A 22,275-nucleotide genomic window follows, 5' to 3' on the forward strand; every position below is an offset into this window, starting at 1 on the left:
TATAGCGTTTCCAGGCGAAGTGGAAACCGGTTCGCCGTTCGGAAACGCGTGAAAACAATGAGTTAGAGCCGATCTGCGATTCCGTGAAACGCAGATCGGCGCTAGAGCTCGTCGTCGATCTGCGTCACGTGGCGGAAGTAGCCATACGGCTCGAAGGAGGCGCCGAGGGCGCCGATCGCCAGGCTCAGCGCCGCGATCACGGCGGCCATGCGGACGCGAACGCCGGCCGCCTCGGCCGGCGCGACGCCGACCCAGCCGTCGAGCAGCGCCGTGCCGAACAGCGTGAAGGCGAGCAGCGCGGAAAGCGCGAAGGCGGCGGCGTAGGTCGCCAGCATGCCGAGCGCCACCGCCGCGACGCTGGCCACGTTGCTCACCGCGCGCTGCTCGCGCAGCGCGCTGCGTCGCGGCGTCAGCAGGCGCTGGGCGCGCGTCACATAGGCGCTGGTTGCCGCCAGCGCGAGGACGGTCAGCCCGGCGATCGCCGGCCCGGAGAGCTGCGCCGCCACCTCCCAGCTCTCCGCCGTCATCATCAGCACCACGAGCGCCGAGCCGGCCGCCGTCGTCAGCCGGCTCAGTCGGCCGGGAAAGCTCCACGGCCGCATGCGCAGGATGAGGCCGGGCAGGCTGCGGCGGTTCTGCCAGATGGAGCGGGCATAGAAGCCGAGCCGTCCCGGCCGCGCCCCTTCCATCTCCTCGACGCGCAGGTCGGCGACGGCCGCCAGCCGGTCGGCCAGCGCGGCGCGCTGCTCGGGATCGAAGCCGTCGATGCCGTCGAGGTCGGCCGGCGCCTCGATCGACCGCATGAAGCCGCTGCCGGCGCCCGGGTCAAGATTGTTGAGCCGACCGAGCAGATGCATGGCGAGCGCGAAGACGCGTGCCGCGAGATCGGGGCAGCCGCCCGGATCGTTGCGCAGCGGCGCGGTCGAGATGACGGCGGCGGAAAACACGGTCGAGGGTGTCGCCATCGCCGCTGCCCGGGCGTGGCTGACGAGATCGTGCTCGGTGACGACGAACACGAAGTCGAGCGCCCGCGCGTCGCGCACCGTCTCGGCGAGGTCGAGCAGGCGCACCGGCTCCACCGCGCCGGCCGCCGCGTCCTGCGGCCGCTCGACCAGCACCACGGACCACGCGAAGCCCGGCAGGCAGTCGGCCAAGTACGCGCGCATGCGCTGACTCGCCGCCTGCGCCGCCGCGCGCGTCTCCGCCGCCATGCTGCCGGCGACCAGCCAGCCGATCTCGACCGCCGGCGCCCGTGAGCCGGCCTCGCGGCGCACCTCGCCGCCCGCCCCGTCGGCCTCGCGCGGGCGGTCGCGGCGCCGCGCCGTCTCCGCGTCCGGCGGCACCCGTCTAGCGGGTTGCCCGCGCCGTGCGGCCCCAGCGCAGGCGCAATTCGTCGACCATGCGACCGGCCTCCGCGGCCGCCTCGCGGCCGAGCCGCGTGGCCGAGGACCACATCGCGGCACTGCGTGCGGCCGGTGCGCTGCGCGGCGCGGCGGATGGCTCGCGGCAGGGCTCGATCGCGCTCACCGCGAGGCCGAGACGCGACAGCTCGGCCGCCGCGACGCGCGCGTCCTCGAGCGTGTCGACGCGCTTGACCAGCACGCCGGTGCCGGCCTCGCGCTCGCCGGTCTCCGCATCGATCGCTTCCGCCCTGATCCGGTAGGCCATGTCGGCATCTCCCGTGGTTCGCAGGCAAAACGCCGTGGCGCGGTCGAACGTTCCCCGCGGCTGGCGGCGCGGGCCGCAGGCGGGGGCCGGCAGGGGCGACCGGCCGCCGGCGAAGCGGGCGCCGGCCGGGCATCCGCCGGCCGCGTTTCGCGCCGGTTCGGCGAAATGGGTTTCACCGGCCTGCAACTTGTGCAACAAAATCACCAAACGCCGGACAAGAAGATCCCGACGGGGACGGCGGCGTGACAAGAACAACGACTGGGAACCATGGTGGGAGGACCTTCATGACTGCACGACCCATGCGTGTGACGGCCGGCGTGGCCGTCCGGGCCGCCTTCGTCGCGGCGCTCGTCGCCGGCGCTGCCGGAGCGGCGGCCGCCCAGGAGGGCGACAAGACCCTGCGCTTCGCCTTCCAGGGCACGCTCAACGCGCTCGATCCCTACTCGCTCAACGAGACCTTCACGCTCGGCATGCTGGGCAACGTCTATGAAGGCCTCACCAAGCGCGACAAGGACCTGACGATCATTCCCGGCCTCGCCGAGAGCTGGGAGGTGGTGGATCCGCTGACCTGGCGCTTCAAACTGCGCGAGGGCGTCACCTTCGCCAACGGCAACGCCTTCAACGCCGACGACGTGGTGTTCTCGGCCGACCGCGTGCGGGCGGAGAACTCCGACCTGAAGACGCGGCTGCCGGCCGACGCCGAGTTCGTCAAGGTCGACGACCACACCGTCGAGGTGAAGCTCAAGACGCCCAACCCGATCCTGCACTACGAGTGGGACACCTGGTACATCATGGACAAGGAGTGGGCCGAGGCGAACGACATGGTCGATCCGGTGTCGGCGCGCGACACCAGCCCGCGGCCGGCCGCCTTCACCGCCAACGGCACCGGCCCCTTCATGATCGACAGCCACGAGCCCGGCGTGAAGACCGTCTTCAAGCCGAGCGAGAGCTGGTGGGGCACGCCCGAGCACAATCTCGACACCGTCGAGTTCACGCCGATCGCCGCCGACGGCACGCGCGTCGCCGCGCTTCTGGCCGGCGACGTCGACCTGATCGATCCGGTGCCGGTGCAGGACATCCCGCGCATCGAGGCCAACCCCGACACCGAGGCGCTGACCGGTCCGGAGCTGCGCGTCATCCATCTCGGCTTCAACCAGTTCGACGACGTGCTCGAGACCTCCGACGTGGAGGGCGAGAACCCGTTCCGCGACCCCAACGTGCGCAAGGCGTTCTACCAGGCGATCGACATCGAGGCGATCAAGCAGCGCGTCATGCGCGACCTGTCGACGCCGGTGCCGCTGCTCATCGCCAACGAGCTGTTCGAGGGCTCCGGCCAGTTCGAGCGCTGGCCCTACGATCCGGAGGCCGCCAAGCAGCTTCTCGGCGACGCCGGCTATCCCGACGGCTTCACCGTCGGCATGGACTGCCCGAACGACCGCTACGTCAACGACGAGGCGATCTGCCAGGCGGTGGTGTCGATGCTGGCGCGCATCGGCGTGACGGTGAACCTCAACGCCCAGCCCAAGGCGCAGTACTTCGCCAAGGTGCTGGCGCCCGGCGGCTACGACACCGACTTCTTCCTGCTCGGCTGGACGCCCGGCTCGTTCGATTCCTGGAACGTGATCACCAACCTGGCCGGCTGCCGCGACGAGACCGGCAAGGGCGGTCCGTTCAACCTCGGCGGCTACTGCAACGAGGAGGTCGACGCGCTCGCCGCCAGGATCGTCGAGGAGACCGACACCGACAAGCGCAACGCGATGATCGGCGAGGCCTTCGAGATCATGACGAGCGAGACCTCGCACATCCCGCTGCACCAGCAGTCGCTGGTCTGGGGCAAGCGCTCCAACGTCGACATCGTGCAGCGGCCCGACAACCAGGTGCTGTTCTACTGGGCGACGGTCAACTGATCGCGCCGCTCGCCTGAACGCGCGGGCCCCGGCCGACGCCGGCCGGGGCCCGCGCCACCGTCGGAAGAGTAGCCATGCTCGCATTCGCCCTCAGGCGGCTGGTGCAGGCGATCGGCGTCATGCTGGTCGTCTCGCTGATCTCCTTCGTGCTGTTCCGCTTCGTCGGCGATCCGGTCAACCAGCTCGTCGGCGTCGACACCTCGCCGGAAGAGCGCGCCGCGCTGCGCGAGGCGCTCGGCCTCAACGACCCGGTGCTCGTCCAGTTCGCCCGCTTCATCGGCAAGGCGGTGCAGTTCGATTTCGGCATCTCCTACCAGTTCAAGCAGTCGGTCGCCGGGCTGATCGGCCAGCGCCTGCCGGCGACGCTCGAGCTGTCCTTCGTCTCGGCGCTCTTCGCGCTGCTCGTCGGCGTGCCGATGGGCGTCTACACCGGGCTCTACCGCGACACCTGGCTCGCCCGCGCCTTCCTCGCCGTCAGCCTGATCGGCGTCTCGCTGCCGACCTTCCTGATCGGCATCCTGCTGATCTTCGTCGTGTCGGTGAACCTCGGCTGGCTGCCCTCCTTCGGCCGCGGCGAGACGGTGCGCGTGTTCGGCTCCTGGACGACCGGGCTCGTCACCGCGTCGGGCCTGCAGTCGCTCATCCTGCCGTCGATCACGCTCGGCCTGTTCCAGATGACGCTGATCATGCGCCTGGTGCGCGGCGAGATGCTCGAGGTGCTGCGCACCGACTACATCAAGTTCGCCCGCGCCCGCGGCCTGAGCCGCCGGGCGATCAATTTCGGCCACGCGCTGAAGAACACGCTGGTGCCGGTCATCACCATCACCGGCCTGCAGATCGGCTCGATCATCGCCTTCGCCATCATCACCGAGACGGTGTTCCAGTGGCCGGGCATGGGGCTTTTGTTCCTGCAGGCGGTGCAGAGCGTCGACATCCCGATCATGGCCGCCTACCTGCTGCTGATCGCCTTCTTGTTCGTGCTCATCAACTTCCTGGTCGACCTGCTCTACGTCGCGGTCGACCCGCGCATCCGCATCGGCGAGGCGACGAGGTAGCGCCATGGCCGAGCTCGCCGACGACAAGACCCGCGCCGTGGGCACCGCGCCCGAGCCCGCCGACACCGCCCGCCCGGGCATGCTGGCGCGGGCGCTCGACAGCGACCTCTTCTACTCCTTCCGCCGCTCGCCGGTCACCGTCGTGTCGGCGGTCGTCGCGCTCGGCCTCGTCCTGTCGGCCGTCTTCGCGCCATGGATCGCGCCGCACAATCCGTTCGATCCGGCATCGCTGTCGATCCTCGATTCCTTCCTGCCGCCGGCCTGGGCGGAGGGCGGCGACCCGCGCTTCCTGCTCGGCACCGACGACCAGGGCCGCGACATGCTGTCGACCATCCTGTACGGCATGCGCATCTCGCTCGCCGTCGGCTTCGCCAGCGTCATCTTCGCCATGCTGGTCGGCATCACGCTCGGCCTGGTCGCCGGCTATTTCGGCGGCTTCCTCGATTCGGCCATCATGCGCGTGGCCGACGTGCAGCTCACCTTTCCGGCCATCCTGATCGCGCTGCTGATCGACGGCGCGGCGCGCGCGCTGGCCGGACCGCGCGCCTATGACGAGATCGTCTTCGGCGTGCTCGTCTTCTCCATCGGCCTGTCCTTCTGGGTGCAGTACGCGCGCACCGTGCGCGGCTCGGTCCTGGTCGAGATCAACAAGGAGTACGTTCTCGCCGCCCGCCTGATCGGGCTGCGCGCCTCGACCATCATGTTCAAGCACGTGCTGCCCAACGTGCTCGGGCCGGTGCTCGTCATCGCCACCATCAACCTGGCGCTGGCGATCATCATCGAGGCGACGCTGTCCTTCCTCGGCGTCGGCGTGCCGCCGACCCAGCCCTCGCTCGGAACGCTGATCCGCATCGGCAACGACTTCCTGTTCTCCGGCGAGTGGTGGATCACCATCTTCCCCGGCATCGTGCTCGCCGTCCTGGCGCTCGCCGTCAACCTGCTCGGCGACTGGCTGCGCGATGCGCTGAATCCGAAGCTGCGATGACCCCGACGCTCTCCGTCCGCAACCTCAGGGTCGAGATTCCCACCCGGCGCGGCGTGCTCACCGCGATCGACGACCTGTCCTTCGACATCGCGCCGGGCGAGGTGCTCGGCGTGGTCGGCGAATCGGGCGCCGGCAAGTCGATCACCGGCACCGCGATCATCGGCCTGCTGGAGCCGCCGGCGCGCATCGCCGGCGGCGAGATCCGGCTCGCCGGCGAGCGCATCGACGACCTGTCGGCCGACGCGATGCGGCGCGTGCGCGGCCGCCGCATCGGCATGATCTTCCAGGACCCGCTGACCAGCCTCAACCCGCTCTACCGCATCGGCGAGCAGCTCGCCGAAACGATCCTCACGCACGAGCGGCTGTCGCAGCGCGCGGCGACCGACAAGGCGCGGCGGCTGCTCGAGGAGGTCGGCATCCCGGCCGCCGGCGACCGGCTGTCGTCCTATCCGCACCAGTTCTCCGGCGGCATGCGCCAGCGCGTCGTCATCGCCCTGGCGCTCGCCGCCGATCCCGAGCTCGTCGTCGCCGACGAGCCGACCACCGCGCTCGACGTGTCGGTGCAGGCGCAGATCATCACGCTGTTGAAGCGGCTGTGCGCCGAGCGCGGCGCGTCGGTCATGCTGATCACCCACGACATGGGCGTGATCGCCGAGACGGCCGACCGCGTGTGCGTGCTCTATGCCGGGCGGCTGGCCGAGATCGGCCCGGTGCGCGACGTCGTCAAGCGGCCGCAGCATCCCTACACGCACGGCCTGATGGCGGCGATCCCGACGCTGCACGGCGACCCGGACGAGACGCTGCGCCAGATTCCCGGCGCCATGCCGCGGCTCGACGCCATCCCGCCGGGCTGCCCGTTCAATCCGCGCTGCGACTTCGCCTACGGCCGCTGCGGCAGCGAGCGGCCCGAGCCGCTCGATGCCGGCAAGAGCCGCGCGGCCTGCTTCCTGCACGATGCCGATGCGGCCGAGGCGCCGCCGGCCGACACCGTGCGTGCGGCGCGGGCCGTCGGCCTCGAGGTGCCGCAGAAGGTGGCGGAGGCCGCGCGATGAGCCTCGCCGAGACCGCCAGGCCGGCCGCCGCCGGCGAGCCCGGGACGCTCGTCGAGGTCCAAGGTCTCGACCGGGTGTTCGACCTGTCGCGGCCCTGGCTCAACCGGCTGATCGAGCGCCGCGGCCGCATCCGGCTGACCGCGGTCGACGGCGTCGACTTCGCCATCCGGCGCGGCGAGACCTATGCGCTGGTCGGCGAATCGGGCTCCGGCAAGTCGACCATCGCCAAGATGGTCGTCGGGCTGCTGCCGCCGAGCGGCGGCTCGGTGACGATCGGCGGCACCGACGTGTGGGCCGGCCGCGGGCGCGACGAGCAGCGCCGCATGCGCCGCCGCATCCAGATGATCTTCCAGGACCCCTTCGCCAGCCTCAACCCGCGCTGGCGGGTGGAGGCGATCGTCGCCGAGCCGATCAAGGTCTTCGACCTGGTGCCCGATGCCGGGCGCCGGCGCGAGCGCGTCGGCGAGCTGCTGTCGCTGGTCGGGCTCGACCCGCGCGACGGCCAGAAGTTCCCGCACGAGTTCTCCGGCGGCCAGCGCCAGCGCATCGCGATCGCCCGCGCGCTCGCCTCCGAGCCGGAATTCATCGTCTGCGACGAGCCGACCTCGGCGCTCGACGTGTCGGTCCAGGCGCAGGTGCTCAACCTGCTGCGCGACCTGCAGAAGCGGCTCGGCCTCACCTATCTGTTCATCAGCCACAACCTGGCCGTGGTGCGCCATGTCGCCACCCGTGTCGGCGTGCTCTATCTCGGCCGGCTGGTCGAGGAGGCGCCGGCGCGCGCGCTGTTCGCCGAGCCGCTGCATCCCTATACCCGGATGCTGCTCGAGGCGGTGCCCGACATCGACATGGAGGGCATCGAGCGGCAGTCGATCGCCGGCGAGATCCCCAACCCGATCAACCCGCCGCGCGGCTGCCACTTTCACCCGCGCTGCCCGCACGCGATGGACCGCTGCCGCGCCGAGGTGCCGCCGCGCTATGCCGTGGGCGAGGCCGGCGTGCGCTGCTTCCTCTACGATCCCGACGCGACATAGCGCCATTCGGCTTTTCGCGGAGTTGCAGCTCGGCTCCGACGCGTTGCCTTGACGCGTTTCCGCAACGGCGAACCGGCATCCGCTTCGCCTGGAAACGCTCAGCCCGCCGGCAGCGCCGTCTCCACCAGCTTCGCCCAGTAGGAGCAGCCGAGCGGGATGATGGCGTCGTCGAAGTCGTATTCCGGGTGGTGCAGATAGGCCGTGTCGCCCTGGCCGAGATAGATGAAGGCGCCGGGCCGCGCCTCCAGCATGAAGGCGAAGTCCTCGCCGCCCATCACCGGCGGCGTCTCCAGGTCGACCGCGTCGCCGACGATCTGGCGCGCCACCCCGGCGGCGAACTCGGCCTGGGCCGCGTGGTTCGACAGCACCGGGTAGTGGCGCTGGTAGTCGAGCGTCGCCCGGGCGCCGAAGGCGGCGGCGGTGTTCTCCACCACCGCGGCCATGCGCGCTTCCAGCAGGTCGCGCACGGCCGGCGACAGCGTGCGTGCCGTGCCGGTCAGCCGCGCCGTCTGCGGGATGACGTTGAAGGCGTCGCCGGCCTTGAAGGTGGTCACCGAGATGACCGCCGATTCCACCGGATCGACGTTGCGCGCCACCACCGACTGCAGCGCCGTCATGATGTGCGCGCCGACCAGCGTCGTGTCGATGCAGCGCTGCGGCCGGGCGGCGTGGCCGCCATAGCCCTCGATGTCGATGACGAACATGTCGGCCGCCGCCATCATCGAGCCGCGGCGCAGCGCGAACTGGCCGAACGGCAGGCCCGGCGCGTTGTGCATGCCGTAGACCTCGTCGATGCCGAAGCGCTCCATCATGCCCTCGTCGACCATCTCGCGGCCGCCGCCGCCGCCCTCCTCGGCCGGCTGGAAGATCACCACCGCCGTGCCGTCGAAATTGCGCGTCTCGGCGAGATAGCGCGCCGCGCCGAGCAGCATCGCGGTGTGGCCGTCATGGCCGCAGGCGTGCATGACGCCGGCGACGGTCGACTTGTGCGGCCGGTCGACCGCCTCCTCGATCGGCAGCGCGTCCATGTCGGCGCGCAGCCCGATGGTGCGGCCGCTGTCGGTCTTGCGACCGTGGATGACGCCGACCACGCCGGTGCGGCCGATGCCGGTGACCACCTCGTCGACGCCGAACGCCTTCAGCTTGTCGGCCACCAGCGCGGCGGTGCGGTGCACCTCGAACTGCAGCTCCGGATGGGCGTGGATGTCGCGCCGCCAGGCGGCGACGTCGTCGTGGAACTCGGCGATGCGGTTGATGATCGGCATGGCGTTTCGTGTCTCCCGTTGCGCCGCCCGTCTCGTTGTGCGCGGGCGTTGTCGCGCCGCATCCTGTCCTGCCGGCGCCGGGCTGGCAAGCGGCCGCGCCCCGGCCGCGCTCGGAACCGATGCCGCGCCCAACGGTTGTGGCTGCTGACACGGAAGGGCAGATAGGTTGAAGACGATCGCATGGCTTCTGGCGAGCCTGGCGGTGCTGGCGCTCGGCGCGGCCGGTTTCTGGTGGCTGTCGCGCTCGGCGCCGCAGGGCGAGGCGAGCGCCGCGCCGGCCGGCCCGCCGCTGGTCGAGGTGGCGCGCGCCCGCGCGCCCGAAGCCACGCCCGAGATCGTCCAGACCGGCTTCGTGCGCCCGGTGCGCGAGGTCGCCGTCGCCTTCGAGGTGCAGGGGCGCATCCGCACCGTGGCGCCGGCCTTCGCGGTGGGCGCCGCCGTCGCCGAGGGCACCGTCTTGGCGAGCCTCGACCCCGAGCGTCTCGCCGCGGCCGTCGAGCGGGCCGAGGCCGACCTGGCCGCCGCCGAGGCGCAGCTCGCCGAGGCCGACGCGGCGCTCGAGCGCCAGGCCACGCTCGAGGAGCGCGACGTGGTTTCGGAGGCCGGCCGGCAGGACGCCGCCGCAAGGCGCGCCTCCGCCGCCGCCCAGGTCGCGGTGGCGCGCGCGGCGCTGCGCACCGCGCGGGCCGACCTCGAGGGAGCCGACGTGACCGCCCCCTTCGACGGCGTGGTGACGGCGACCGACGCGGCCGAGGGCCAGATCGTCTCGCCCGGCCAGACGATCGGCAGCCTGGTGCGCGACGACGTGGCCCGCGTCAGCGTCGGCCTCGCCGACGCGCAGGTCCAGGCGCTCGGCGATCCGATGGCGCTGGTCGGTCGGCCGGTCTCGGTGCGCCGGACCGATGGCGACGGCGCGCTCCTGCGCCGCGGCCGGATCGTCAACATCGACCCGCGCCTCGACGAGGCCGCCCGCACGACCAACTTCATCGTCGACGTGCCGGATCCGTTCTCGCAGGACCCGCCGCTGCGGCTCGGCCAGCTCGTCGCCGTGGCGCTGCCGCTGGTCACGCCGCGCGCCCTGACCGCGCTGCCGGTCCAGGCCCTGCGCGAGGGCGATGCGGTGTGGGTGGTCGGCGACGACGGCACGCTGGCGCGCCGCACGCTCGCCATCGTCCACCGCACCGACACGCGCGCCTACGCCGCCGATGGCGGCGCCCTGCGCGGCCGGCGCGTGATGCTGACCGACCTGGCAGTGCCGGCCGAGGGCCAGCGCGTGCGCGTGGCCGAGGGCGACGACGCGCCCGCGGCGGCGGGCGAGGCGGCGGCGGAGGCCGGAGGATGACGCGGCTGATCCGCGCCGCCGTCGGCAACCGCGTGCTGCCCAACCTGATGATGCTGGCCATCGTGGCGGCGGGCCTGCTGTCGCTCGCCTCGATCACGGTGAAGATCTTCCCCGACATCAGCACCGGCGCCGTCAACGTCACCGTCGCGCTGCCCGGCGCCTCGCCCGGCGAGGTGGTCGACAGCATCGTGGTGCCGATCGAGGACGCGCTCGAGGGCCTGCCGGAGATCCGCAAGCTGACCGCGACCGCGCGCTCCGGCGTCGGCTCGGTGACGGCGGAGCTGGCGCGCGGCCAGGACGTGCGCGCCGCGCTCGACGAGATCGAATCGCAGGTCGACCAGATCACGCTGTTTCCCGACGATGCGGAGGCGCCGCGCATCACCGAGATCGAGCCGGACGAGCTGTCCGCGCAGCTCGTGCTGTCGGGCGCGGTGCCGCCCGACCGGCTGAAGGCGGAGGCCGAGCGCGTGCGCGGCGACCTGCTGGCGCTGCCCGGCATCAGCCAGGTCGAGATTCTCGGCGTGCCGGAGGACCAGATCACCATCGCGGTCTCGCCGCACACGCTGCGCGGCTACGGCATCTCGCTCACCGAGTTCTCGCAGCGGCTGAGCGGCGAGAGCCTCGACCTGTCGGCGGGGCAGATCGAGACCGGCGGCGAGGCGATCCAGCTCCGCACGCTCGGCGAGGCGCGCACGCCCGCCGCGCTCAGCGAGATCGTCGTCTTCACCTCCGAGGCCGGCGCCCAGGTGCGCCTCGGCGACATCGCCACCGTGCGCGAGACCTTCGCCGACAGCCCGGTCGTCTCGCGCCTCGACGGCCAGCCGGCGGTCTTCCTCGCCGTCAACCGCGTCGGCGACCAGCAGATCCTCGACCAGGTCGAGCGGCTGCGCGGCTATCTCGACGAGACGCTGCGCCCGGCCCTGCCGGAGGGCGTGCGCGCCGTGCTGTGGCGCGACCAGGCCGCCTCGCTGCAAGGCCGCATCGACCTGCTGGTCAAGAACGGCGCCATCGGCCTGGCGCTGATCGTCTTCATCCTGACACTGTTCCTCGACATCCGCATCGCCGGCTGGGTGGCGGCCGGCGTGGCGGTCTCCTTCGTCGGCAGCTTCGCGCTGATGGCGCTGTTCGGCGTGACCATCAACCAGCTCTCGCTGTTCGGCTTCATCCTGGCACTGGGCGTCGTGGTCGACGATGCGATCGTCGTCGGCGAGGCGGTCTATTCCGAGCAGGCCCGGCAGGACGATCCGCGCCGCGCCGCCGTCGATGCGGCGACGCGCATGGCGCCGCCGGTCTTCTTCGCCGTCTTCACCACCATCGCCGTGTTCGTGCCGCTGCTGCAGCTTCCCGGCGCGTCGGGCGGCTTCATCGCGCCGATCGCCGCGATCGTCATCTTCGTCTTGTCGCTGTCGCTGGTGGAATCCTTCTTCATCCTGCCGCGCCACCTGGCGAGCGTCCAGCCGGGGCCGCCGCGGGCGCTGTCGCCGCGCCGGCTGACCGAGCCGCTGCGCAACGCCGTCGGCGGCCGCATCGAGCGTTTCGCCGACGGGCCGCTGCGCCGCATCGTCGGCTTCGCCACACGCCGGCCGCTGTTCGTCGTCGCCCTGGCGCTGGCGCTGCTCGTCGCCTCGGCCGGGCTGCTGGCCGGCGGCTGGGTCAAGTTCGTCTTCTTCCCGCAGGTCGAGGGCAACTTCGTCAGCGCCGAGATCGAGCTGCCGGAAAGCGCCGAGGAGAGCGAGACGCTGGCGCGCGCCCGGGTGGTCGCCGATGCGGTCGACGCGGCGGCCGCGCGCGTCGCGCGGGACTGGCCGGTGGCCGCCGGAGACGTCGTCGAGGGCACGGCGATCGCCATCGGCTTCTCCGCCCGGCCGGCCGGGCCGGGCGCGGCCGCCGGCGGCCGGCGCAACGTCGCCACGGTCACCGTGAAGCTGCGCGACGCCGGCGCCCGGCAGTTCGACGCCGGCGACTTCCGGCGCGCCTGGGCGGCCGAGGTCGGCCCGGTGCCGGGCGTCAAGACGCTGTCCTTCTCGGCCAGCCTGGTGGGCGTCGGCAAGCCGGTGGCGCTCGAGGTGTCGGCCGACAGCGAGGCCGGCCGCGACCGCGCGGTGGCGCGGCTGCGCGCCGCCCTGGAAGAGCGCGACGGCGTGTTCTCCATCGCCGACGACCGCTTCAGCAGCGCCCGCGAGATCGCCGTGCGGCCCAAGCCGGCCGCGCAGCTCTACGGCATCACGACCCGCGAGCTGGCCGGCCAGCTGCGCGCCGCCTTCTTCGGCACCACGGTCACCACCTTCCAGCGCGACCGCGAGGAGGTCGAGGTGCGCGTGCGGCTGGCAGAGGACGCGCGCGATTCGCTGGCCGATCTCGGCGACCTGCAGATCCGCACGCAGGACGGGTTCGTGCCGATCCCCGCGCTGGCCGAGCTCGAGTTCCAGCAGGCGCCGACGGTGGTCAGCCGCGTCGGCGGCCAGAGCGTCGTGACGCTGACGGCCGACGTGGAGACCGCGGTGACGACCGGCGGCGCGGTCACCGACTGGCTGATGTCGGACATCGTGCCCGGGCTGGAGGAGGAGATCGCCGGCCTCACCGTCTCGCTCGGCGGCGAGCAGGAGGAGCAGGGCCGCACGACGCCGGCGCTGCTGCGCAATTTCGGCTTCGCGATGATCGCCATCTACGCGATCCTCACGCTCGCCTTCCAGTCCTACACGCGGCCGCTGCTGATCCTCGGCATCATTCCCTTCGGCTTCATCGGCGCCGTGCTCGGCCATCTGCTGCTCGGCCTCAACTTGACCCTGCTCAGCGTCTTCGGGCTGATCGGCCTGTCCGGCATCCTGATCAATGGCGGCCTGCTGATCAACCACGTGATCCAGGAGAAGGAGGCGGCCGGCGTGGCACCGCTGGATGCCGCGGTCGAGGCGACGGTGGCGCGCTTCCGGCCGATCCTGCTGACCACGCTGACCACCTTCTTCGGCGTCTTTCCGCTGATCCTGGAGACCAGCGTGCAGGCGCGCTTCATCGTGCCGACGGCGGTGTCGCTCGCCTTCGGTCTGCTCAGCGGCATGCTGCTGCTGCAGCTTCTGATGCCGGCCTATGCGGCGCTCTACGCGCGCGTCCGCGAGTGCATCCGCGGCCGCTCCGACGGCCGGAGGCGGGCCGACGCGGCGGCCTGAGCCGGGCGCACGCGCCCGGTCCGGCGATGCAGACAGGCCGGAAGGCCGGCCTCGGTGCCGGTCTGCGACTGCGTGAAAAGCAGACCGGCTGCTAGCCGCCGGCGATCTCGCCGACCACCTCGTCGACCGCCATGACGCGCCCCCACAGCCGGGTGAAGGCGCCGACGGTGAGCTCCTGCATCGTGTCGCTGCAGGTGCCGGTGGCATCCGACACCAGCACGGTCTCGTAGCCGCGGTCGGAGGCCTCGCGCGCGGTCGTCTCGACGCAGTTGTTGGTCGACACGCCGACCAGCACCACCTGGTCGATGCCGTGCGTGCGCAGCACCTGGTCGATGCGGCTCGAGGCGAAGGCGCCCTGGGTGACCTTGTTGACGACGATCTCGCCGGGCTGCGGCTTGAGCGCGTCGATGATCTCGTGCTCGCGCGTGCCGGCGTGGTTGTTGGTCGTCTCGAAGAAGCCGCGCAGATGCGCCGGCGCGTCGGAATAGTCCGGCTGCTCGGCGCCGAGCGTGATGTAGACGACGCGCGCGCCGGTGCCGCGGAAGGCGTCGAGCAGACGGGCGATGCCCGGCACGACCACCTGGTCGATGCGGTCGAAGCGGTAGGACGCCTCATCGAGCTTGCCCTGCGCGGCGAGCCACCGGCCGAGGCCGTGCTCGCGGCTGCCGCTGGCATACTGCATGTCGACGACGAGCAGCGCGCAGCGCTCCTTCGCCAGGCGGAATTCGCGGGTCAGTCCGTCGATGTAGTCAGCGGCCATCGGCGCCTCCTTCTGTCAGCGTATCAGGGCAAGCGAGAACCACGGCACGTAGGTGACGACGATCAGCGCGAGCAGCATCACCGCCATGAAGGGCACGACGCCGCGGATCACCTCCTCGGTGCGGGTGCGCGAGACGCCCGCGATGACGAACAGGTTCATGCCGATCGGCGGCGTGATGGCCGCGATCTCGATGTTGAGGGTGAGCACGATGCCGAAATGCACCGGGTCGATGCCGAGCGCGCGCACCGCCGGCAGCAGCAACGGCGTGATCACGGTGAGCAGCGTCACCCCGTCGAAGAAGCAGCCGAGCACCAGAAGCACCAGGTTGACGATCAGCAGGAACATCCACGGCTCGAGCGCCAGCCCGTTGACCGCCTCGACGATGCCCTGCGGGATGCCCGCCAGGGTCGCCAGGAAGCCGATGAAGATCGCCTGCGCGACGATCACCAGGATGGTGGCCGTCATGCGCGCCGAGCGGGTGAAGACGATGGCGAGCGTCGCCGGACCGAGCGAGCGGTAGAGCAGGAGGCCGATCGCCAGGCCGTAGATCGCCGCGATGGCCGCCGCCTCGGTGGGGGTGAAGATGCCGCCATAGATGCCGCCGAGCACGATCACCGGCATCAGCAGCGCCGGCAGCGCGGTGAGCGCGACGCGGGCGGCGTGGCCGAGCGAAAACGGCGCCCGCTCGCCCCAGGCGTTGCGCCGCGACAGCACCAGCGTGACGGCGATCAGCAGCGCGGTGACCAGCAGGCCCGGCACGATGCCGGCCTTGAACATGTCGGTGACCGAGACCCGCGCCATGGCGCCGTAGATGACGAACACGATGCTGGGCGGGATCATGATGCCGAGCGTGCCGCCGGCCGCCAGCAGCCCGGCGGAGAAGCGGCGCGGATAGTTGCCGCGGTCGAGCTCGGGGATCACCACCCGGCCGAGCGCCGCGGCCGAGGCGGCCGACGAGCCGGCCATGGCGCCGAACAGCGCCGCCGAGAGCGCCGCGCCGACGGCGTCGCCGCCGCGGATCGGCCGCGTCAGCGCCCGCACGAAGCCGAACAGATGCGGCGCCAGCCGCGCCTGGACCATGACGTTGCCGGCGAGGATGAAGAAGGGGATGGCGAGCAGCACGAAGGAATCGAGCGCCGAGAACTGCGACTGGGCGAGCTGCGTCAGCGAGGTGACGTCGTAGACCAGGATCATCGCCAGCCCGGTGAGCCCGAGCGCGAAGGCGACCGGCGTGCCGAGCCCCAGCAGCACGAACAGCCCGACGAGCAGGAAGACGGCCATGCTCATGGCTCTTCCTCCAGCACGTCCATCGTCGGGTCGCGCACGATGCGCACCATGCGCTCGACGAGCCGCAGCGCGATCAGCGCGAAGCCGACCGGCACGATTGCCTGGAACACCCAGATCGGGATCGGCAGGTCGCTGTCCGACGACATCAGCCCGAGCATGCGGGTGCCCTCCACGAAGGCCAGGCCGTACCACGCCACGAACAGGGCGAAGACCAGGCACAGCAGGCAGATGGCGAGCTCGAGCGCGCGCTGCGCGCGCACCGGCAGCATGCCGATCAGCACCGTGACGCGGATGTTGGCGTTGGCCCGCACGGCGGCGGCGACGCCGAGATAGGTCATCCAGATCAGCGTGTAGCGCGAGACTTCCTCGCTCCACAGGAACGAGCCGGAGCCGGTCGCGCGGCTGGCGATCTCCATCACCACGATGACGAGCCCGAAAAGGAGGAGGGCTGCGGAAAGCCCGTCCTCCAGATGCTTCAGGATGCGGCCGGCCGTGCCCCGCATAGTGCGCTCAGGGCTCGGCCTGGAAGCTGCGCAGCTTATCGATCAGCGGCTTGCCGAACTTCTCCTCGGCCTCCTCCCACTGCACCGCGACGGCCTCGCGCCAGGCGGCGATCTGCTCGTCGGTCAGCTTGTGCACCTCGACGCCGGACTCGCTCAGCGTCTCGAACGCCTCGGCGGCCTGGTTGCGGGCGCGCTCGCGGTGCCGCTCGGTGACCTCGGTGACCGCGTCCTGGATGATGCCGCGATGCTCCTCGCTGAGGCCCTCCCACCAGGCCTTGTTCACCGCCCAGGGATAGAAGGCGAAATAGTGCGGGCTGTCGGTGATGTAGGGGATGATGTCCTGCCAGCCGTAGGAGATGTAGGCGTCGGCCGGCGTGTTGAGACCGTCGATGACGCCGCGCTCCAGCGCGCCGGCCACCTCGGTGATGTTGATCGGCACCGGCTCGGCGCCGAGCAGCTCGAGCGAGCGGGCGTTGGTCTTGCCGAGCGCGCGCATCTTCAGCCCCTCGAAGTCCTCCGGCATCTTGATCGGCCGCACCCGGTTGCCGACCGGCAGGTAGTCGTAGACCAGCGTGCCGACCACCTTGGCGCCGCGCTCCTCGATCTCGGAGAAGGCCTGCGTCATGAAGGCCTCGTCGTCGGCCGCGCGGTAGAACGCCTCGTGGGTCGGGAAGGCGAAGGGCAGCTCGAAGATCGACAGCTTGGGCGACAGCGCCGACCAGAACACCGAGACCAGCGTGGTCATCTCGGCGTCGCCGCGCATCACCGCCTGCAGCAGGTCGAGGCCGCTGTACAGGCTGCCGGACGGGAAGAACTCGACGGCGATCTCGCCGTTCGAGCGCTCCTCGACGATGTCGATGAACTCCTGGTTCGACACGCCCGGCGCGATGTCGGCGTTGTACTCGACCGGGAAGCGGATCGTCACCTCCTGCGCGGCGGCCGGCATCGACAGCCAAAGGCCGCCGGCAAGCGCGAGCGCGGTGTTCGCGAGTTTGCGTTTCAGGGTCATGGGTCGATCACTCCTCTCTGGCGTTTCTGGTGTCTGCGGGTGTTCTTGTTGTTGCGGTCCGGCGGTGTCCGCCGCATCGGCGCGCGCCCGGCCGGGCAGCACCCGGCGCCGGCGCGCTCAAGCGGCGGGCTCGCCGAGCGCGATGTCGAAGCGCTCGCGAAAGGCCGCCTTCAGACGGTCGAAGGCGACGCCGACGCGGATCACCGAGAAGTCTCGGAAGTCGATGATCGTGCTCGAGCGACCGGCGTCGTTGGCATGGCGCGACAGCCCGTAGTCGGCGCAGATGTCGGCCGCCGCGCGCACCGCCGGCTCGATCGCGTCGAGCCGGTACTTGCTGCCCTTCAGCGAGGTGTTCGCCGAGGAGCCGAAGACCGGCCGCCCGGCGGCCCAGGACTGGCGCGCGATCTCGTCGTGGAACTGGCCGGCGTTGAGCAGCATGTCGAGCGTGCCGGCCTTGCTCGAATTGGCCATCACGAAGGGGTCGACCCGCGCGAAGAAGCGGTGGCCGGGGTCGTACGGCGCGACGACGGAGAACGGCAGGCCGACCTCCTCCACCATGGTGCGCACGATGGCGTGCCGGTCGTCCGGCAGCCGGTGGATCTCGGCGCTCATGCGCCAGTCGGCCAAGAGCCCGCTCGGCTTGTCGTAGCTGCGCTGCTTGGCGGCGAAGATGCGGCGGATGGCGTCGGCGCGATGGCCGATGATGGCGTAGGCGACGTCGAGCGGCACGATGGCGACGCCGCCCTCCCAGAGGCGTTCGAGCACCGCGGCGACGTCGGCGGCGAGCCGCTCCGGCGCGACCGCGTCCGCCGTTCCGGCGAGTGGCGGCTCGGGCCGCAGCACCGTCTGCCCGGCGCCGGTCCGGCCGGCCGCGGCGGCGGCGCGCGGTGTCGCCGGCGCGCTCAAGCCCGCCGCTCCTGCGGCGCGGCCTGCTGCGGCTCCGGCAGCGCGATGGCGAACTGGCGTGCGGCGACGTCGCGGATCAGCTCGTAGCACGAGCCGAAGCGCACCACCTGCATCGTGGCGGCGTCGATCAGCGTCGAGGAGGCGGCGTAGAGATGGTACTTGCGCAGCCCGTAGTCGATGATCACGTCGGCGATGGCGCGGATCTCCGGCTCGATGTCCTCGACGCGGAACTTGGTGCCCTGCATGGTGCGGTTGGCCGACGAGCCGAACAGCGGCTGCCCGGCCTCCAGGCTGAGGCGCGAGATCGCGGCGTGGAAGGGGCCGGCGTTGAGCAGCATGCACACCGTGTCCTGGTAGAGGCTGCGCTTGCGCGCCTGGTCGTCGAGCGCGGCGATCAGCGGATGGTCCATGCGCGCCGGCGCGATGACGCCGAGCGGCAGGTCGTGGTCGACCGTCACCGCCTCGACGAAGGCGCGCGCGCGGTCGTCCATCACGTGCAGCTGGCGGCTCGTCTCGTTGCTGCCGATCATCGCGTTGTACTTGGTCGGCGCGCGCTGCTTGGTGGCGAAGATGCGCTCCAGCGCGGCGCCGTGCGTGGCGATCACCGAGTAGCCGACATCCATCGGCAGGATGCCGATGCCGCCCTCGGCCATGCGCGCGAGCGCGCGCCGCGCGTCCGCATTGATGTCCAGTCGCCGATCCGCCATGCTCTTTGTCCTGCGCCCCGTTCGCTCGATCCGTTTTCGTCGAGTGCGCAGGCTAGTGGACGGTCGATGATCGGAGAAATATATATTTCCTAATGATTGATCGGCTACACGGATGAAAGGCTACGAGCGTCACCTGCGCGCCGCCGTGGCGCTGGAGCGCACCCGCAACTTCCGCCGCGCCGCCGAGGCGGTGGGCATCTCGCAGCCCGCCTTCTCGGTGCTCATCTCGGATCTGGAGAAGCGCCTCGGCGCGCCGCTGTTTCACCGCACCACCCGCATGGTCGAGCCGATGGACTATGCGCGCGGCTATCTGAGCGAGGTGGCGCGCACGCTCGACGCGCTCGACGCGACGAGCCGCTCGATCGAGGAGATCAGCGCGCTGAAGCGCGGCAAGGTGGTGGTCACCTGCCTGTCGTCGCTGTCGGCGCGGCTGATGCCGGCCGTCTTGCAGCGCTGCTGGCAGGAGCATCCCGGCATCGACCTCGCGGTCAGCGACGACGTGGCGACGCGCTGCCTGCGCGCGCTGATGGAGGGCGAGGCCGACTTCGCGGTGACCGGCGCGCTGCCCATCCCGCCGGCGCTGGAGAGCGAGGACCTGCTCGAGGATCCGGTGCACGTCCTGTTCCCGGCCGGCCATCGCTTCGCCGCCTTCGATGCGGTTCCCCTTGCCGCGCTCGCCGGCGAGACGCTGGTGCTTCTGTCGACGACGAGCGGCATCCACCGCATGATCGGCGACGCGCTGGCCGCCGCCGCGGTGCCGCTGGCGCGGCGCGTCGCCGCCTCGCATCTCGTCACCATCCACGGCATGACCGCGGCCGGCCTCGGCGTCGCGCTGCTGCCGCGCCTGGCGCTGCCGCATGGCGGCGGCGGCGGCACGCTCGACCGGCCGCTCGCCGCGCCGGCGCTGGCGCGCACGGTGTCGGTGAGCTGGCGGCGCGACCGCACCGTGTCGCCGGCCGGCGCCGCCTTCCTGGCGATCCTGCGGTCGGTCGGCGGCGCGGTCGACGCCCGCCAGGACGCGGCGGCCGGGAGCCTGCCTTCGTGAGCCCGGATGCGCCGGATGCCGCCGCGGCGCGCTCGCCGCGGCCGCGCCGCGTCTTCGTGCTGGGCGCCACCGGCACGATCGGCCGCGCCACCGTGCGCGCGCTGGTGGCGCGCGGCCACGCCGTCACCTGCCTGGTGCGGCCGGCCGCAGGCCCCGGCGGCCGGCTGGCGCACGCTGAGACCGCCCGGCTGCTGGCCGGCGCCACCGTGCGCTTCGGCCAGGCGACCGACCCGGCGAGCCTGGCGCGCGACGGCTTTGCGACCGATCGCTTCGACGCGGTGGTGTCCTGCCTGGCCTCGCGCACCGGCGTGGCGGCCGACGCCTGGGCGGTCGACCACGCGGCGCACGTCGCCGCGCTTGCCGCCGCGCGGGCGGCCGGCGCGAGCCAGATGGTGCTGCTGTCGGCGATCTGCGTGCAGAAGCCGCGTCTCGCCTTCCAGCACGCCAAGCTCGCCTTCGAGAAGACCTTGATGAAGTCGGGCCTCGACTACACGATCGTGCGGCCGACGGCCTACTTCAAGTCGCTGACGGGCCAGGTCGAGCGGGTGCGCCGCGGCCGGCCCTTCCTGGTCTTCGGCGACGGCACGCTCACCGCCTCCAAGCCGATCGGCGATGCCGACCTGGCGCGCTTTCTCGCCGACAGCCTGGACGACGAGGGCCGGCGCAACGCCGTCCTGCCGGTCGGCGGACCGGGCCCGGCGATCACGCCGCGCGAGCAGGGCGAGCACCTGTTCGCGCTGCTCGGCCGGCGGCCGCGCTTCCGCCGGGTGCCGCTGGCGCTGCTGGAGACCGCCGCGGCGACGCTCGGCGGCGCGGCGCGGCTGTCGCCACGGCTCGAACGCGCCGCCGAACTGGCCCGCATCGGCCACTACTATGCCACCGAATCCATGCTCGTTCTCGACCCGCTGACCGGCCGCTACGACGCGGCCGCCACGCCGTCCTTCGGCAGCGAGACGCTGTTCGACTTCCAGGCCCGGCTGGTGCGCGGCGAGGCGGCGGTCGAGCGCGGCGACCACGCGGTGTTCTGAGCCGCCCGGCCGTCAGCAAAAACGGCGCGCGGCGCGATCTGGAAAATTGACTCTTTTCCGGTTTCGGCCGAGTCTGTCCTTACGGAGCGTCAAGCGCTTCGCAAGGGGGGCCGGGTTGGCAATGGTGCCGTACCGGCGAGGTGAAAGGACAAACCGAACATGAGGCGTTTTCATTCGCTGCTCGTGGCCGCCGTCACGGGCCTGGCGGCGGCCATTGCCGGCATCGCCGTCGCACAGGCGCAGACCGAGTACCGCGGGCGTGCCTGCATCTTCTCCGTCAACCAGTACTGCGAGCCGCTCGGCTACTCGGTCGGCCAGTGCGCCAATGTGCGCTTCCGGCCGCCCAACGCGCCGGGCAACGGCAACCAGACCCGCCTGTCGATCTACTACGACTACTACGCCCAGAATTTCCGTCAGGAGGGCTCGGCGATCGGCGGGACCTTCCAGGACGTCATCTTCAGCTGGCTGGGAAGCAGCGGCGGCACGGCCGTCGAGTCGCAGTCGAAGTGGCGCATCCCGCTGGTCCAGCCGGCCGACTTCGGCCAGGCCTGGCTGCACATGATCTTCGACATCTTCCGCTACGACGACTTCGGGCCCGGCGAGGGCAGCCTGTGCTACACGCGCTGGCGCTTCACCGGCGTCAAGCGGCCCGATCCGGCCGCAACCGCCGCGCCGGCCGACATGTCGGAGATGGATGCCATGCTGTCGGGCGGCCTGGGCAACCTCGCGCCGGCGTTCAAGGCCGACTGAACGGACGGCGGACGACGGGTCGCGCGGCACCGCCGCGCACGCACCGGAAGGGGCCGGGCCGAAGCCGGCACCGGCCCCTGGCCGTCTCGCCCGGCGGGACGCCGTCCCCGCCGGGCGGGCGGATTCAACGTCCGGCGTCCACCCTGCGCGGACGGCCGAGCAGGCGACGCGCAAATGGCTGGCGGCGCTGCGGCACGCGTGGAGCGCGCTATAGCGTTGCCAGGCGAAGTGGAAACCGGTTCGCCGTTCGGAAACGCGGGAAAACAATGAGTTAGAGCTGGTCTGCGATTCCGTGAAACGCAGACCGGCTCTAATACAGAGGGTTCCTGGCCATTTTCGCGGTGGATAGGATCTTGCACGGGTCGGACGAAGGTGAGCGGCATCGGCACTTGACGTTGCACGGAATCTCGTCGCGGGCAGCCGGACCGCACCGCCGGCCCGCGAACGGGGATGGCGGCGGCAAGACCGCTATCCGCCTCGTTTCGCGTTCGACCGCGCTCCGCCTCATCCATGTCTCTCGCCTCTACCAGGCTCATTGACGGTGGGAGGATGTCCGGGTCGAGCCTCTTCCACCTGAAGCGGGAGCGCTGCTTCATCGCTTGCCCGCGGCGCGGCTGACCGCGATGGCGGCGCGGATGGCGGCGCCGAGCTCCGCGTCGGAGACCGTCTCGGGAAGCTCGATCGGCTGCGCGCCCTTGATCCCGCCGAAGCCCCCACGGCCCTCATACCGGTCGGCCTCGATGAAAATGATCCCGTCGCGCAGCGTCAGGCTCACACCGCCGACCCCCTTGTAGAGCGCCGTCAGGCTCCG

General features: G+C 71.5%; 20 protein-coding genes. 10 read left to right on the forward strand and 10 right to left on the reverse strand.

The features are described 5' to 3' along the window. Nucleotides 1–101: 101 nt before the first annotated feature. Both N1F89_RS16475 and N1F89_RS16480 read right to left on the reverse strand, forming a co-directional pair. Complete coding sequence (locus N1F89_RS16475) at nt 102–1,343, reverse strand: hypothetical protein (protein WP_290085375.1); 1,242 nt, start codon at nt 1,341–1,343, stop codon at nt 102–104. Nucleotides 1,344–1,347: 4 nt separating this feature from the next. Further along, nucleotides 1,348–1,668, reverse strand: coding sequence for a hypothetical protein (locus N1F89_RS16480; protein WP_290085376.1), 321 nt, complete (start codon nt 1,666–1,668; stop codon nt 1,348–1,350). 284 nt (nt 1,669–1,952) lie between these two features. Here N1F89_RS16480 and N1F89_RS16485 point away from each other — a divergent pair, with 284 nt between their 5' ends. The 5 genes from N1F89_RS16485 (at nt 1,953) to N1F89_RS16505 (ending at nt 7,698) form a co-directional block, all read left to right on the forward strand. Beyond that, a complete protein-coding gene (locus N1F89_RS16485; protein ID WP_290085377.1) occupies nt 1,953–3,575 on the forward strand; it encodes an ABC transporter substrate-binding protein in 1,623 nt (540 codons plus the stop codon). A 74-nt stretch (nt 3,576–3,649) separates the two neighbouring features. After that, a complete protein-coding gene (locus N1F89_RS16490) occupies nt 3,650–4,630 on the forward strand; it encodes an ABC transporter permease (RefSeq protein WP_290085379.1) in 981 nt (326 codons plus the stop codon). Between the two features lie 79 nt (nt 4,631–4,709). After that, the gene (locus N1F89_RS16495) at nt 4,710–5,615 is read left to right on the forward strand and encodes an ABC transporter permease (RefSeq protein ID WP_290085396.1); all 906 of its coding nucleotides are present in this window, start codon (nt 4,710–4,712) and stop codon (nt 5,613–5,615) included. Further along, nucleotides 5,612–6,667: an ABC transporter ATP-binding protein gene (locus N1F89_RS16500; protein ID WP_290085380.1), complete on the forward strand. Its 1,056-nt coding sequence runs from the start codon at nt 5,612–5,614 to the stop codon at nt 6,665–6,667. The genes N1F89_RS16495 and N1F89_RS16500 overlap by 4 nt, the downstream gene beginning before the upstream one ends. Further along, nucleotides 6,664–7,698 carry an ABC transporter ATP-binding protein gene (locus tag N1F89_RS16505; protein ID WP_290085381.1) on the forward strand — a complete coding sequence of 345 codons (1,035 nt, stop codon included), beginning with the start codon at nt 6,664–6,666 and terminating at the stop codon, nt 7,696–7,698. Before N1F89_RS16500 ends, N1F89_RS16505 begins: the two co-directional genes overlap by 4 nt. A gap of 98 nt (nt 7,699–7,796) precedes the next feature. Here N1F89_RS16505 and N1F89_RS16510 read toward each other — a convergent pair whose 3' ends face one another. Then, complete coding sequence (locus tag N1F89_RS16510; RefSeq protein WP_290085382.1) at nt 7,797–8,963, reverse strand: M20 aminoacylase family protein; 1,167 nt, start codon at nt 8,961–8,963, stop codon at nt 7,797–7,799. 166 nt (nt 8,964–9,129) lie between these two features. On the opposite strand from N1F89_RS16510, the gene N1F89_RS16515 reads away from it, so the two are divergent. Together N1F89_RS16515 and N1F89_RS16520 are read left to right on the forward strand one after the other, a co-directional pair. Continuing rightward, the gene (locus tag N1F89_RS16515; RefSeq protein WP_290085384.1) at nt 9,130–10,305 is read left to right on the forward strand and encodes an efflux RND transporter periplasmic adaptor subunit; all 1,176 of its coding nucleotides are present in this window, start codon (nt 9,130–9,132) and stop codon (nt 10,303–10,305) included. Continuing rightward, entirely contained in the window at nt 10,302–13,469 is a 3,168-nt protein-coding gene (locus N1F89_RS16520; RefSeq protein WP_290085385.1) for an efflux RND transporter permease subunit, read from the forward strand. Before N1F89_RS16515 ends, N1F89_RS16520 begins: the two co-directional genes overlap by 4 nt. A 91-nt stretch (nt 13,470–13,560) precedes the next feature. Here N1F89_RS16520 and N1F89_RS16525 read toward each other — a convergent pair whose 3' ends face one another. The 6 genes from N1F89_RS16525 to N1F89_RS16550 all read right to left on the reverse strand — a co-directional run bounded on the left by N1F89_RS16525 (nt 13,561) and on the right by N1F89_RS16550 (nt 18,641). After that, a complete protein-coding gene (locus N1F89_RS16525; protein ID WP_290085386.1) occupies nt 13,561–14,229 on the reverse strand; it encodes an isochorismatase family cysteine hydrolase in 669 nt (222 codons plus the stop codon). A gap of 15 nt (nt 14,230–14,244) precedes the next feature. Then, nucleotides 14,245–15,516 (reverse strand): TRAP transporter large permease, encoded by a 1,272-nt coding sequence (locus N1F89_RS16530; protein WP_290085387.1) that lies wholly within the window; start codon nt 15,514–15,516, stop codon nt 14,245–14,247. Then, nucleotides 15,513–16,019, reverse strand: coding sequence for a TRAP transporter small permease (locus tag N1F89_RS16535; RefSeq protein WP_290085388.1), 507 nt, complete (start codon nt 16,017–16,019; stop codon nt 15,513–15,515). Before N1F89_RS16535 ends, N1F89_RS16530 begins: the two co-directional genes overlap by 4 nt. Before the next feature lie 7 nt (nt 16,020–16,026). Further along, nucleotides 16,027–17,028 carry a TRAP transporter substrate-binding protein DctP gene (gene dctP, locus N1F89_RS16540; protein ID WP_290085389.1) on the reverse strand — a complete coding sequence of 334 codons (1,002 nt, stop codon included), beginning with the start codon at nt 17,026–17,028 and terminating at the stop codon, nt 16,027–16,029. Nucleotides 17,029–17,145: 117 nt separating this feature from the next. Continuing rightward, nucleotides 17,146–17,934 (reverse strand): Sua5/YciO/YrdC/YwlC family protein, encoded by a 789-nt coding sequence (locus N1F89_RS16545; protein ID WP_290085390.1) that lies wholly within the window; start codon nt 17,932–17,934, stop codon nt 17,146–17,148. Beyond that, entirely contained in the window at nt 17,931–18,641 is a 711-nt protein-coding gene (locus N1F89_RS16550; RefSeq protein ID WP_290085391.1) for a Sua5/YciO/YrdC/YwlC family protein, read from the reverse strand. The genes N1F89_RS16545 and N1F89_RS16550 overlap by 4 nt, the downstream gene beginning before the upstream one ends. A 112-nt stretch (nt 18,642–18,753) precedes the next feature. On the opposite strand from N1F89_RS16550, the gene N1F89_RS16555 reads away from it, so the two are divergent. The 3 genes from N1F89_RS16555 (at nt 18,754) to N1F89_RS16565 (ending at nt 21,464) form a co-directional block, all read left to right on the forward strand. Continuing rightward, a complete protein-coding gene (locus tag N1F89_RS16555; protein WP_290085392.1) occupies nt 18,754–19,686 on the forward strand; it encodes a LysR family transcriptional regulator in 933 nt (310 codons plus the stop codon). 56 nt (nt 19,687–19,742) lie between these two features. After that, nucleotides 19,743–20,714, forward strand: coding sequence for an NAD(P)H-binding protein (locus N1F89_RS16560; RefSeq protein WP_290085398.1), 972 nt, complete (start codon nt 19,743–19,745; stop codon nt 20,712–20,714). 159 nt (nt 20,715–20,873) lie between these two features. Then, nucleotides 20,874–21,464 carry a hypothetical protein gene (locus N1F89_RS16565; RefSeq protein ID WP_290085393.1) on the forward strand — a complete coding sequence of 197 codons (591 nt, stop codon included), beginning with the start codon at nt 20,874–20,876 and terminating at the stop codon, nt 21,462–21,464. Nucleotides 21,465–22,056: 592 nt separating this feature from the next. On the opposite strand, the gene N1F89_RS16570 is transcribed toward N1F89_RS16565, so the two are convergent. Next, nucleotides 22,057–22,275, reverse strand: a 219-nt coding sequence (locus N1F89_RS16570; RefSeq protein ID WP_290085394.1) for a contact-dependent growth inhibition system immunity protein, incomplete at its 5' end; no start/stop codon positions are given.

This window comes from Aquibium sp. A9E412 (assembly GCF_030398335.1).
Lineage (GTDB): Bacteria > Pseudomonadota > Alphaproteobacteria > Rhizobiales > Rhizobiaceae > A9E412.

Coding starts and splice junctions, on each gene's coding strand:
- N1F89_RS16550 (WP_290085391.1), bottom strand. CDS start 18,641: ATGGCGGATCGGCGACTGGACATCAATGCGGACGCGCGGCGCGCGCTC.
- dctP (WP_290085389.1), bottom strand. CDS start 17,028: ATGACCCTGAAACGCAAACTCGCGAACACCGCGCTCGCGCTTGCCGGC.
- N1F89_RS16520 (WP_290085385.1), top strand. CDS start 10,302: ATGACGCGGCTGATCCGCGCCGCCGTCGGCAACCGCGTGCTGCCCAAC.
- N1F89_RS16495 (WP_290085396.1), top strand. CDS start 4,710: ATGCTGGCGCGGGCGCTCGACAGCGACCTCTTCTACTCCTTCCGCCGC.
- N1F89_RS16510 (WP_290085382.1), bottom strand. CDS start 8,963: ATGCCGATCATCAACCGCATCGCCGAGTTCCACGACGACGTCGCCGCC.
- N1F89_RS16565 (WP_290085393.1), top strand. CDS start 20,874: ATGAGGCGTTTTCATTCGCTGCTCGTGGCCGCCGTCACGGGCCTGGCG.
- N1F89_RS16490 (WP_290085379.1), top strand. CDS start 3,650: ATGCTCGCATTCGCCCTCAGGCGGCTGGTGCAGGCGATCGGCGTCATG.
- N1F89_RS16555 (WP_290085392.1), top strand. CDS start 18,754: ATGAAAGGCTACGAGCGTCACCTGCGCGCCGCCGTGGCGCTGGAGCGC.
- N1F89_RS16530 (WP_290085387.1), bottom strand. CDS start 15,516: ATGAGCATGGCCGTCTTCCTGCTCGTCGGGCTGTTCGTGCTGCTGGGG.
- N1F89_RS16485 (WP_290085377.1), top strand. CDS start 1,953: ATGACTGCACGACCCATGCGTGTGACGGCCGGCGTGGCCGTCCGGGCC.
- N1F89_RS16535 (WP_290085388.1), bottom strand. CDS start 16,019: ATGCGGGGCACGGCCGGCCGCATCCTGAAGCATCTGGAGGACGGGCTT.
- N1F89_RS16480 (WP_290085376.1), bottom strand. CDS start 1,668: ATGGCCTACCGGATCAGGGCGGAAGCGATCGATGCGGAGACCGGCGAG.
- N1F89_RS16505 (WP_290085381.1), top strand. CDS start 6,664: ATGAGCCTCGCCGAGACCGCCAGGCCGGCCGCCGCCGGCGAGCCCGGG.
- N1F89_RS16525 (WP_290085386.1), bottom strand. CDS start 14,229: ATGGCCGCTGACTACATCGACGGACTGACCCGCGAATTCCGCCTGGCG.
- N1F89_RS16500 (WP_290085380.1), top strand. CDS start 5,612: ATGACCCCGACGCTCTCCGTCCGCAACCTCAGGGTCGAGATTCCCACC.